Genomic DNA, 12954 nt, shown 5'->3' with positions numbered 1-12954 from the left:
TAGTGAAAGGTAGTGTGAATTTATTATGAAAGCTGTTATACTAGCTGGTGGATATGGAACAAGAATTACTGAGGAAACAGAATTAAAACCAAAACCTATGATTGAAATAGGTGGATATCCAATATTGTGGCATATTATGAAGGAATATTCTTATTATGGAATAAATGATTTTATTATTTGTCTTGGATATAAAGGATATGCTATAAAAGAATATTTTGCAAATTATTTTCTTCATCAATCAGATGTAACTTTTGATATGGAAAATAATAAAATGGAAGTTCATAATAATCATTGTGAGCCATGGAAGGTGACACTTGTGGATACTGGAGAAGGTACTATGACTGGTGGTAGATTAAAAAGAGTAAAGGATTATATAGCAAATGAGACTTTTTGTTTTACCTATGGAGATGGAGTAAGTGATGTAAATATAGAAGAACTTATACAGTTTCATAATGAACAGAAAAAGTCTGGTGTAGTAGCAACATTAACAGCTGTTAACCCACCAGGACGTTATGGTGCGCTTGATTTAAAATACAGTAAAGTTAATGAATTTAAAGAAAAACCTCAAGGAGAGGATAGTTGGATTAATGGTGGTTATTTTGTATTAGAACCTGAGGTGATAAATTATATAAAGGGGGATGAAACTGCTTGGGAGTTAGAACCACTTGAAGCCATAGCAAAGGAAGATAAACTTTCAGCATTTAAACATTCTGGATTTTGGCTTCCTATGGATACTTTAAGGGATAAAATGAGGCTTGAAGATTTATGGAATTCAGCGCAAGCTCCATGGAAGGTGTGGTAATTGAATGAATTCATTTTGGAAAAATAAAAAAGTATTGATTACAGGACATACTGGTTTTAAAGGTAGTTGGTTAACTTTGTGGCTTTTAAATTTAGGAGCTAAAGTTATAGGGTATTCCTTAGAGCCACAATCAAAGCCTAATATGTTTCAAGTTATAAAAATGAAAAATGAGATACATTCCATTTATGGAGATATATGTAATGAAGAATATATACACCGTATAATAGAAAATTATGAACCGGACATAGTATTTCATTTAGCAGCGCAGCCTATTGTAAGGAAATCTTATGAACTTCCTATAGAAACATTTAAAGTGAACACAATAGGCACAGCTAATCTTTTAAATGCAGTGAGAAAATCGAGAAATGTAAGAGTAATCGTAAATATTACAAGTGACAAGTGTTATGAAAATAAGGAATGGATATGGGGATATAAGGAAAGTGATAGATTAGGTGGATATGATCCCTATAGTTGTAGTAAAGCATGTTCAGAGCTTATAACAAGTTCTTTTAGAAGTTCTTTTTTTCGAGAGAAAAGAATTGCATTGGCTACTGCAAGAGCTGGTAATGTAATTGGTGGTGGTGATTGGACTGAAGATAGAATCGTTCCAGATATAGTAAGAGCTTTAAGTGTGAATAAGTTACCTGTAATTAGGAATCCATATGCAATAAGACCTTGGCAGCATGTATTGGAACCTTTAAATGGATATATGCTATTAGCAGAAAAAATGTGGAATGAAGAAGATAGGTATACAGAAAGTTGGAATTTTGGGCCAGATGATAATCATATAATAAATGTTTCGGATTTAGTAAAAAAGTTAACACTTTTATGGGGGGATAAAAAAGATATCACTTATACATTTAGCAATAAACAACAACCGCATGAAGCACAAATATTAAAACTTGATAGTTCAAAGGCAAAATTTAAATTAGGCTGGTATCAGAGACTTAGTATGGATCAAACTTTAAATTGGACTATTAATTGGTATAAAGCATTTTATAGTAAAAATGATATGAAACTTTTTAGTATAAGACAAATACATGAATTTGAAAATTTGAGGAGAGATAAATATGATGACGAAAAAATGTAGATTTTGTGCAAATGAATTAAAACATTCTTTTGTAGATTTGGGAATGTCACCACTTTCTAATTCATATATAAAAGCTAGTAACTTGCAAAATAAAGAAAATTTTTATCCACTTCATACATATGTTTGTTCAAATTGCTTTTTAGCACAACTTGAAGAATTTGAATCACCAAAAGAAATTTTTTCGGATTATGCTTACTTTAGTTCTTATTCAAAAATTTGGCTTGAACATGTAGAACAATATACAAAAATGGTTATAGAAAGATTTGATTTAAATAAAAGTTCACAAATTGTTGAAGTAGCAAGTAATGATGGATATTTACTTCAATACTTTAAACAGCAAGGTTTTAATGTCCTGGGAATTGAACCAGCACAAAATGTAGCTGAAGTATCAAGAAATAAAGGAATAGATACTGTATCGAGATTTTTTGATATAAAGCTTGCTGAAGAATTACAAAAAAACAATAAGTTAGCAGATTTGCTTATAGGAAATAATGTGTTAGCACACGTACCAAATATAAATAACTTTGTTCAGGGGATGAAAATAGCGCTTAAACCTTATGGTGTAATAACTATGGAGTTTCCCCATTTATTACGGCTTATTGAACAAAATCAGTTTGATACGATATATCACGAACATTTTTCATATATTTCATTTATTACAGTAAAAAGGATCTTTGAAAGGCACGATTTGCAAATATTCGACGTAGAAGAATTAAAAACTCATGGAGGCTCTTTAAGAATATATGCAAAACACAAAGAAAATGAGGAATTGAAAGTAAGTAAAAGTGTAGATTCATTGTTAAATAAAGAAATCCTTTATGGGCTGAATAATATTGATACATATAACAAGTTTTCAAAAAATGTTATGAAAACAAAGCGAAATATATTAAAATGTTTAATACAATTAAAAGATAGTGGAAGTACTATAGTTGGATATGGTGCTCCAGCAAAGGGAAATACTCTTTTAAATTATTGTGGTATTGGTAATGATTTTCTAGATTATACTGTTGATATAAATCCACACAAACAAGGATTATATCTTCCAGGAACTCATATTCCAATATATCATCCAGAGAAGATAAAAGAAACAAAACCAGATTATGTTGTTATTCTTCCATGGAACTTGAAAGAAGAAATAACATCACAATTAAGTTTTATAAGAGAGTGGAATGGTAAGTTTATTGTTTTAATTCCAGATGTAGAGGTGTTTTAATTGATATTTGCAGAAACAAAATTAAAAGGAGCCTACAGCATTGAAATTGAAACAATAAGAGATGAAAGAGGTTTTTTTGCTCGTTCATGGTGTAAAGAAGAATTTGAAAAATATAATTTGGATAGTAATTTAGTTCAGTGTAATATATCTTTTAATAAGAAAAAAGGGACTCTAAGAGGAATGCATTATCAAAGGGAGCCTTATTCTGAAGTAAAAGTTGTAAGATGCACAAGAGGGGCAATATATGATGTAATCATTGATTTAAGAGAAAGTTCTCCTACATTTAAGAAGTGGTTTTCAATAGAACTTACAGAAGAGAATAGAAAAATGATATATATACCAAAGGGATTTGCTCATGGATTTCAGACTCTTTTTGATAATACAGAGGTGTTCTATCAGATGAGTGAGTTTTATAATTCTGAATTTGCTAGTGGGGTTAGATATAATGATAAAATATTTGATATAAATTGGCCTATAGAAAACATTACTATTTCTGATAAAGATAAAAAGTATGGTGATTTAAAGTTATGAAAAAAGTTTTAGTGACTGGTGCTAGTGGTTTCATAGGGTATAGAACTGTAAAAAGTTTGCTAAATAAGGGGTATGAGGTACATGCTATAGCTATGAATGGTGTTGCCATAGATAAAAGTATAAGATGGTATAATACAAATTTATTGAATAAAGAGGAAGTTTTTAATTTACTTAAAGAAATACAACCAGAGGCGATTATACATTTTGCATGGTATACTGTACCAGGAAAATATAATAATTCAAATGAAAATTTATTGTGGCTACAAGCTAGTATTGAGCTTTTAAAAGTTTTTAAGGAGTTTAATGGAAAAAGATTTATTTTCGCAGGGACGTGTGCTCAATATGATCTTGCGCATGGTTTTATGGATGAAAAGATAACTCCGTCTAAGCCAAATTCATTATATGGAATATGCAAACACAGTTTTGAAAATGTAGCTTTAGAATATTGTAATAAAAATCACTTATCTTTTGTTTCGGGAAGAATATTTTATCTTTATGGGGAAAGAGAATGTGAAGATAGAGTTATTCCTTATGTAATAAATAAACTGATGGATAATGAAATAGCATATTGTTCTCATGGAAATCAAATAAGAGATTTTATGTATATAGAAGACATAGCTAATGCATTTGTGGAAATTTTACATAGCAATGCAGAAGGAATAGTAAATGTAGGATCTGGTAAACCTGTAAGATTAAAAGACATATTTTTTGAAATAGGGAGACAATTAAATAAACCTGAACTTATACATTTAGGAGATGTAAATAGTTCATTTAATGAGCCAATTATGATAGTTGCAAACAATAATAGATTAAAGACAGAAACAAATTGGATTCAACGATATAGTTTACATAAAGGAATAGAGAAAACCATAAGTTGGTGGAAAAAAGGATGATTGAGTATGAATAATGTATGTCCTGTGTGTGGGTCAAGTTCTATCTTAAAGTTTTTAGAACAGGACAATGTACCTGTTCATCAAAACTATATTTTAAGAAATGTAGAAAAAGCTACTAATATCAAAAGAGGAAATCTTAGTATATATATGTGTAATAACTGTGGGTTTATATTTAATAAAGACTTTGATATAAATAAGTTAAATTATGGTTGTAATTATGATAATACTCAGGATTTGTCAGGTTTTTTTAAAGAGTATATAAAGAAAGAAATAGATTTTTTAACTAGCAATTTTGATATTAAAAATAGCACAGTTATAGAAGTTGGTTGTGGTAAAGGTAAGTTTTTAGAACAATTAGTTCAAAAAACAGGTTGTAAAGCCATAGGTTTTGATCCAAGTTATGAAGGAAAAAATAACTTATATGATGGAAAATTAAAATTTATTAAGGAATTTTATGACGGAAGGTTTTGTAATATAAAAGCGGATATTGTCATTTGTAGACATGTTATTGAGCATATACCAAAACCTTTAGAGATTTTAACAAGTATAAAAAAAGCTTTGAGAAATTCACAAAATGCCATAGTTTTTTTTGAAACACCTTCTGTTAAGTGGATATTGGAAGAAAATATTATTTATGATTTCTTTTATGAACATTGTTCCTATTTTGAAGATGTTTCAGTAAAAAAATCTTTAAATTTATCTGGCTTTAAAGTATTGAATGTTGTCAAAGAATTTAAAGGCCAATATATGTGGGTAATTGCTGGTTTAGATGAAAATTCAATGGAAAATAATTCTAAAGAGGGGATAGAAGAATTAAAGAAGTTGACATTTCAATATTCAGAAACTGTAAATAAGAATATTGAAATATTAAAAAATAAGATTGCAAGTTTAAGTATTCAAGGAAAAGTGGCAGTATGGGGAGCAGGTGCTAAGGGTGTTACTTTTATAAACCTAATTGATCCTAATAAAAAGTTAATTGATTCAGCAATTGATATAAATAAAAATAAGCAAGGATGTTATATTCCAGGTTCAGCCCATGAAATTGTAAGTTATGAACAAATAACTAAAAGAAATATTAAATATATTATTGTTATGAACCAGAACTATTATGAAGAGATAGATAACTTATTAATGGCCTCAAATATTAAAGTGAATTTAATTTCAGGTGAAAAGTTAATTTAAAAATAGAATTTTAAATTATATTTAAATTATGAAAATTATTAATGAAAGTTTTGATTTGGATTTATTGAGGAGGTGGTGAAATGATTTTGTCGTTACCTGAAAATGAGATGATTAATTATGTATTTTTACAGTTGAATCATTTTTTTCCAGATGGTAAGGAAATAAATAAACTGGATTATAAAAAGGACTTTACATTGTCTTTATATAGACTGGAAAATTGTTTTAAGCATATAAATAATAAAAATTATTGTATAGATGGAAAGACATATTTTAATTACTTACATTCAGATCAGTATGCTATGTTCATATGGTTTTTATCTAATACTATATGGAATGAAAAAAAGGACAGTATGTTATCCAATAAGCTGTTTTATCTAAACAAGATCTTTCATGGATTTAGCTGCATGTATGATACAAAGCTTCCAGATATTTTTATATTGTTTCATGCTGTAGGAACGGTACTTGGAAAAGCAGAGTATTCTAATTATTTTGTTGCAACACATGGATGTACTGTTGGTGCACATAATAATGTGTATCCTAAGATTGGAGAAAATGTGGCCATGCTAACTAATTCTTCAATAATCGGCGATTGTGTAATTGGTAATAATGTTTCTATTGGTGCACATACCAAGATTTATAATCAAAATATTAAGAATAATATAGTAGCTTTTACTACTGACAAAGGAGAAGTAAATTATAAATATAATAAGCATATTTGTTGGTCAGAGAAAAATTTTATATAGACAAATTAAATTTGTTTACTAAAGAGAGAAGTGTACAAAATACAATTTAGTGTGCGAAGAGTGTGAGGATTATGATAAAAACAATTATTTTTGATTTAGATGACACATTATATATAGAAAGAGATTTTGTATATGGAGCCTTTGAAAAGGTATGTGAATATTTAGCTTTAAAATTCAATAAAGATTACGAAAAGCTTTATAATAGTACTATAGATATTTTGAATATTCATGGTAGAGGAAAAGTTTTCAATATGTTATGTGATAAATATAATATAAAGGAAGATATAAGTGATTTGGTAGAAATCTATCGAAATGCAAAACCAAGCTTACGGCTTTATGAAGATGCATTATATTTTTTAAAAGAATGCAGTTTAGATAATAAAAAAGTCAAATTTAATTTAGGATTAATTACAGATGGAAAAGCTTCTGTTCAGTGGAATAAAATTAAAGCTTTAAAGCTGGAAAATTACATAGACAAAATAATAGTTACAGATGATTATGGAATTGACTATTGGAAGCCTAATGAGTTTGCTTACAGAGAAATGATGAAACATTTTAATTGTACAGCAGAAGAATGTATATATGTTGGAGACAATCCTAATAAAGATTTTATAGGTGCTAGAAAAGTTAATATGCATACCGTACGAATAATTCGAGATATAGGTGATCATATGAATACTTTTTTGGAGAAAACATATGAAGCAGATTTTAAGATTAAAAGTTTATATGAATTGAAAAATGTAATATATAAATGTAATATTTAGAATATAGCAAAACTAAAGATTATAAAGTGAAATATATTTTAAGAAATGTGCAGTTGTTAAATTGCACGTTTTATCTTTATTTAGAAATATTAATTATAAACGATATAATAACTAGCAATAATTTATAATGTTAAGGGGTAAAAAATGGACGAATTTTTTAAAATTGAAATGATGGCTACAGACATAGATATTATTTTAAATATAACAAATGAAGAATGGAAGTGTAATGCTAATTCTGCAGAACTTATAAAAAGTACTAATTCATTAATTAGTGCTTTAGTTAAGTTAAAATAGAATATAAAATTTATTTTGCCACAATATATTCAGAGTAATTTAATAGAATATATAGATGAATTAGTTAAATATTTTAAAAAGATAATTTATTGTTGTGAAATAAATGAAAATAATTTAATCGAAGATATATTTGAAAGTTATTTGATTCCAAGGTTCAGTGAATTTCGTAAAGGCATGGGAAACTCTTTCTTTAATATAACATCAATTAAAAAAGTTGTTATGGACATAGAGTGTCTATTAGCTAACATTGAAGAATTAATGGATTTACAAAGATGCAAAATAGTTGCCATTGTTAGCAACGATAACAAATTTCAAGGAAAGTACGTAAATGACATTCCTGTATTTGGACAAGACGAAATTCATTATGTGAACTATGATTATATGATAGTGTCAAATTGCTCTATGTTTGCACAAGATGAAAAAAGGGTTATTAATATTAATGACTATTTAAAAGACTATTATCACTATGAAGTTTTTAGAGCATATGCTAATTATTTCAACTGTAAAAAACCTTTTGAAGGGTTTATAACAGGGTTATCTTATGCGGAAGTTGGGATAGATGCAGCACAATTGCCTTATAATGTGGCAAATGTGGCTGTTTCGAGTCAAGACCTATTTTATGATTATCAATGGGCTAAGATGATATTAAATAATGATGAAATAGTGGATGATATTAAGTTTGCCATAATAGGATTGGGTTATTATAGCTTTGAATATGATCTTTCGAAAAGTAATTTTAAAAACCTTATATATAATTATTATCCGTTTTTTGGGATTACTAGAAATCATCCTTGTAGCAAGGAGATGGTTGATAATTATGATAAATTTGAACAAATGGCATCACAAATATTTAAAAAAGATTATAATATAATATTGCATAATTTTTTAGATAAACAAAATAAATCTTGGTGGAATAATATGATAAATGGAATTTTAGATGATGAAAAGGCAGAACAGTATAAATGGGTAGTAGAAAAAGATTGTAATAAGGATTATCCAGAAACTGTTAAGGAAAATACTAAGATACTTCAAGATTATATTTCACTACTTAAATCAAAAAAAATTACACCTATTATTGTTGCTTGTCCAACAAGCAGCTATTATTATGAAAAATTTTCTCCTAGAATTAAAGAAGAATTTGAGAAAATTATAAATAAAATAAAAGAAGAGTTTGATGTTGAAATATTGGATTATTTCGATTCTAAAATTTTTTTAAAGGAAGATTTTTATGATGTATCTCACTTAAATAAAAATGGTACTATGAAATTTACAAAATTATTAAAAGATAAATTAGAAAAATTGATTTAATTTATGTAAACAAATTTTATAATGTTGAAGGAGCCTGATATGAAAATATTATGCATAATACAAGCCCGTATGGGATCAGAAAGACTGCCAGGAAAGGTTATAAAACCTATAATGGATAAACCTATGATACTTTATACTTTAAATAGATTAAGTAAAAGTAAATATATAGATAAAGTTATCCTAGCTACATCAACAGAAGGCAGAGAAGAACCATTGGTAGATGTTGCGAAAAAGGATGGATATGAGGTTTTTAGAGGCCATGAAAGTAATGTGCTTAAAAGATATAAAGATGCATCAGATAAGTTTTGTGGAGATATAATCATAAGAGTTACAGGAGATTGTCCATTAATTGATGCTGAAATAGTAGATAATGTGATAACTTATTTTAAAATAAATAATTATGATTATGTAAGATTAGATGTGCCGGATACCTTTGCAAGAGGATTTGACGTGGAAATATTTACCAAATCTGTACTAGATAAAGTTGACAAGACAGTTAATAATATAAATGGAGATAAAACAAAAAATACAGAAGAAATTAATATGTATAAGGAACATGTTACTTATTATATTTATAAACACCCCGAAGAATTTAAAATAGGATATGTAAAGGGTAGTAATTTTTATAATAAAGACTACAGATTATGTGTAGATACAAAAGAAGATTTTAACTTGGTGGAAACTATATATAATAATTTTAAAAATGAATTTGTTTCTGCAAAAGAAATTGTGAAATTTTTGGATAGTAACCCTAAGATAGCTAGAATAAATGAAGATATAAAGCAAAAGTAAAGATATAAGCGGGAGGATCACCATGGATAAGGTCATAAACATAGGAAACAAAATAGTAGGAGAAGGCGGAAAGACTTTTATTATAGCAGAAATGTCAGCTAATCATAATCAGAATTTTAATAAAGCTGTAGAGATAATAAAAAGAGCAAAAGAAGCAGGAGCAGATGCCATAAAGTTACAAACCTATACACCAGATACTATAACTTTAGATTGCGATAATGAATATTTTCAAATAAAGCAAGGAACTATATGGGACGGAACTACTCTTCATAAACTGTACCAGAAAGCTTATACTCCATGGGAGTGGCAGCCAAGACTTAAAGAAGAAGCAGAAAAAGAAGGACTAATATGTTTTTCTTCACCTTTTGATAAAACAGCAGTAGATTTTCTAGAGAAAATGGATGTCCCTGCTTACAAAATAGCTTCCTTCGAAATTACTGATATACCATTTATAGAATATATAGCATCAAAGAACAAGCCTGTTATTATGTCTACAGGTATAGCAACTTTAGCAGATATTGAAGAAGCAATAAATGCTTGTAAAAGGATGGGAAACCAACAAATAATTCTTCTAAAATGCACCAGTGCTTATCCTGCACCCATGGATACAGTAAATTTAAAAACTATACCTAATATGGCAGAAACCTTTGGTGCAGTTGTGGGGTTATCAGATCATACCTTAGGAACTCATGTGTCAGCAGCATCCATAGCACTAGGTGCAAAGGTAATAGAGAAACACTTTACAATAAGTAGAAGCGAAGGAGGACCCGATGCAGCATTTTCCATGGAGCCAGCAGAATTTAAAGAAATGGTAAAAGGTATAAGAGATGTGGAAAAGGCATTAGGTATAGTAACTTATGATTTAACAGAAAAACAAAGGAGAAGTAGAGAACATTCACGTTCTTTATTTGTTGTAAAAGAGGTAAATAAAGGAGAGTTATTTACTGAAGAAAATGTGAAAAGCATAAGACCTGCTTTTGGAATGGAAACAAAATATTTTAAAGATGTCATTGGCAAAAAGGCTTCTATGGATATAAAAAAAGGAACTCCAATGACGTGGAATCTTATAGAAAAATAAAATTTAAGTTGTATGAAATTAACTTATGTGTAACTATATTCTTGAAATTTTATTTGTGATACAATGTAAATAAGTGAAAATGCAAATTTAAGTTAAGGTTAGGTGATTGATATGATAATAAATCATAACTTAAATGCTATGTATGCATTACATTGTATGAATAGAGCATATGAGGCAATTAGTAAAAATATGCTAAGGCTGTCATCAGGACTCAGAATAAATAGTGCAGCAGATGACCCTGCAGGTCTTGTTATTTCGGAGAAAATGAGAGCACAGATAAGAGGATTATCTCAAGCAGGAAGAAACATACAAGATGGCATTTCTATGATAAATACTGCAGATGGAGCGTTAAATGAAGTTCATTCGCTTTTACAAAGAGGAAGAGAGCTGAGTGTACAGGCGGCTAATGGTACTTTGTCTCCTCAAGATAAACAAAATATACAGCTTGAAATTAATGAAATAAATAAAGAGTTAGATAGTATATCTGGTAATACAGACTTTAATACAAATAAGCTTTTAAATGCTCCAGCTGGTGGCAAAAAAGTTATTTTACAGGCAGGAGCAAATGAAGGTCAGGCTATTTCTGTAGATTTGTGTAATGTTGGTAGTATAAACTTAGGTGTAGATTCTGCAGATGTAACGGTAGATGCTCAAGGTGCTATAACAAAATATGATAAAGCTATAGATACTGTTTCAAAATATAGATCTTATTTTGGTGCTATGCAAAATAGGTTGGGATATGCACTTGATGTAGTTAATAATTCAGAAGAAAACTTAACTGCTGCTGAGTCTAGAATAAGAGACCTAGACATTGCAAAAGAAATGATGGATTATGCTAAAAACAGTATTATATTTCAGGCTGCACAGGCAATGTTAGCTCAGGCGAATTTACAAGCTAAATCAGTATTGAAATTATTAGAATTTTAAATATGATTATATAGTAAATATGCAATATATATGTAGTTTAATGTATTGCATATTTTTGTTATTTCTAAAAATATTAATATATGAATTAATTTCTTATACACTATCTTTTTCTTTTATCAATTATAATTTTTCAAAAAATGAATTTAATATACATTCATAAGAAAAATATTATGTAATTTTAATGTAAAGTAACTTGGTTACATAAAGTTTCAAAATATGACTACGATAAAAATAGTAGTATAAATAGAATTATGGAGGGCAAATATGCTTTGTGCATTAATAATGGCAGGTGGCAAGGGAGAAAGATTCTGGCCACTTTCCACAGAAGAAAAACCTAAACAGTTTTTAAAGCTTTTAGGTAAAGATACTATGATACAAATGACTGTGAAAAGACTACAAAAAATACTACCTATAGATAGAATATTTGTAGTTACAGGTGAAAAGTATGTTGAACTATTAAAAGAACAGATTCCACAATTGCCGCAAACTAATATAATAGTGGAACCAGTTGGAAGAAATACAGCTCCTTGTGCAGCTCTTTCGGCCCTTGTAATAAAAAAATATTATGGAGATGCTTCTATAGTAGTAGTTCCTTCAGATCATCTTATAGTAGATGAAGAAAAATATTTAAAAATTATAAATGTAGGTGAGGATTTTGTTAATAAAAATTCAGATTCTATAGTTACGCTAGGAATAACTCCAGATAGAGCAGAAACAGGGTATGGATATATAAAAATTGATAAATATAATAATATAAACAATGTAGAGATCCATGAAGATATAAAAATTCATAAAGTAGAAAAGTTTGTAGAAAAACCTAGTATAGAAGTAGCTCAAGAATATCTCAGGGATGGTGACTACTTATGGAATAGTGGTATGTTTATATGGAAAGCTAACTATATTTTAAAGCTTACAAAAAAGTATTTAAAAAATACATATGAAGTATTAAATAAATTACAAGAAACATCCGGAAGTGAGTTTTATAAAGTATTGTCACAAAAGTATAAGGACGTTGATAATGTTTCTATAGATTATGGTATCATGGAAAATGCTGATAATATACATGTTATTCCAGCAGATTTTGGTTGGGACGATGTAGGTACATGGAAGTCAGTGGAAAGATATAGAGAAAAAGATTTAAATAATAATGTTCAGGTAGGAAATATAAAATATATAGATAGCTGCAATAATATAGTTATGGGAAAAAATAAACCTATTATAGTAGTTGGACTTAGTGATATACTTGTAGCTGAAACAGATGAAGTTATATTCATAGGAAAAAAAGAAAATATAGACAATATAAAAGAGATAAAAAATAAGGTAATTGAGTAGAAAAC

Annotated in this window: 14 protein-coding genes; all 14 read left to right on the top strand. The window is 28.4% G+C overall.

Going from position 1 to position 12954, the window contains the following annotated elements:
- The first annotated feature begins 25 nt into the window (after positions 1-25).
- The 14 genes from rfbF (at position 26) to Q6H37_RS24620 (ending at position 12949) form a co-directional block, all read left to right on the top strand.
- Positions 26-802 (top strand): glucose-1-phosphate cytidylyltransferase, encoded by a 777-nt coding sequence (rfbF, locus tag Q6H37_RS24685; protein ID WP_318737364.1) that lies wholly within the window; start codon positions 26-28, stop codon positions 800-802.
- Between the two features lie 4 nt (positions 803-806).
- Complete coding sequence (gene rfbG, locus Q6H37_RS24680; RefSeq protein WP_318737362.1) at positions 807-1892, top strand: CDP-glucose 4,6-dehydratase; 1086 nt, start codon at positions 807-809, stop codon at positions 1890-1892.
- The gene (locus tag Q6H37_RS24675; protein WP_318737360.1) at positions 1873-3105 is read left to right on the top strand and encodes a class I SAM-dependent methyltransferase; all 1233 of its coding nucleotides are present in this window, start codon (positions 1873-1875) and stop codon (positions 3103-3105) included. Before rfbG ends, Q6H37_RS24675 begins: the two co-directional genes overlap by 20 nt.
- A complete protein-coding gene (rfbC, locus tag Q6H37_RS24670) occupies positions 3106-3636 on the top strand; it encodes a dTDP-4-dehydrorhamnose 3,5-epimerase (RefSeq protein WP_318737358.1) in 531 nt (176 codons plus the stop codon).
- Complete coding sequence (locus Q6H37_RS24665) at positions 3633-4529, top strand: NAD(P)-dependent oxidoreductase (RefSeq protein ID WP_318737356.1); 897 nt, start codon at positions 3633-3635, stop codon at positions 4527-4529. Before rfbC ends, Q6H37_RS24665 begins: the two co-directional genes overlap by 4 nt.
- A gap of 6 nt (positions 4530-4535) precedes the next feature.
- Positions 4536-5711: a class I SAM-dependent methyltransferase gene (locus tag Q6H37_RS24660; RefSeq protein ID WP_318737355.1), complete on the top strand. Its 1176-nt coding sequence runs from the start codon at positions 4536-4538 to the stop codon at positions 5709-5711.
- An 80-nt stretch (positions 5712-5791) separates the two neighbouring features.
- A complete protein-coding gene (locus Q6H37_RS24655) occupies positions 5792-6454 on the top strand; it encodes a hypothetical protein (RefSeq protein ID WP_318737353.1) in 663 nt (220 codons plus the stop codon).
- 71 nt (positions 6455-6525) lie between these two features.
- Positions 6526-7218: an HAD family hydrolase gene (locus Q6H37_RS24650; protein WP_318737352.1), complete on the top strand. Its 693-nt coding sequence runs from the start codon at positions 6526-6528 to the stop codon at positions 7216-7218.
- A 144-nt stretch (positions 7219-7362) separates the two neighbouring features.
- The gene (locus Q6H37_RS24645) at positions 7363-7512 is read left to right on the top strand and encodes a hypothetical protein (RefSeq protein ID WP_318737351.1); all 150 of its coding nucleotides are present in this window, start codon (positions 7363-7365) and stop codon (positions 7510-7512) included.
- Positions 7513-7527: 15 nt separating this feature from the next.
- Positions 7528-8820 carry a hypothetical protein gene (locus Q6H37_RS24640; RefSeq protein ID WP_318737350.1) on the top strand — a complete coding sequence of 431 codons (1293 nt, stop codon included), beginning with the start codon at positions 7528-7530 and terminating at the stop codon, positions 8818-8820.
- A gap of 39 nt (positions 8821-8859) precedes the next feature.
- A complete protein-coding gene (locus tag Q6H37_RS24635; protein WP_318737348.1) occupies positions 8860-9612 on the top strand; it encodes a glycosyltransferase family protein in 753 nt (250 codons plus the stop codon).
- Positions 9613-9634: 22 nt separating this feature from the next.
- A complete protein-coding gene (gene pseI, locus Q6H37_RS24630; RefSeq protein WP_318737347.1) occupies positions 9635-10690 on the top strand; it encodes a pseudaminic acid synthase in 1056 nt (351 codons plus the stop codon).
- A 111-nt stretch (positions 10691-10801) separates the two neighbouring features.
- On the top strand, positions 10802-11617 hold the full coding sequence (locus Q6H37_RS24625; RefSeq protein ID WP_318737346.1) for a flagellin: 816 nt from the start codon (positions 10802-10804) through the stop codon (positions 11615-11617).
- A gap of 264 nt (positions 11618-11881) precedes the next feature.
- Positions 11882-12949: a mannose-1-phosphate guanylyltransferase gene (locus tag Q6H37_RS24620; RefSeq protein WP_318737344.1), complete on the top strand. Its 1068-nt coding sequence runs from the start codon at positions 11882-11884 to the stop codon at positions 12947-12949.
- Positions 12950-12954: the final 5 nt, after the last annotated feature.

This window comes from Clostridium sp. JS66 (assembly GCF_033561535.1).
In the GTDB taxonomy this organism is placed as follows: Bacteria; Bacillota; Clostridia; order Clostridiales; family Clostridiaceae; genus Clostridium_AM; species Clostridium_AM carboxidivorans.
This window is presented reverse-complemented; position numbering and strand designations above follow the sequence as displayed.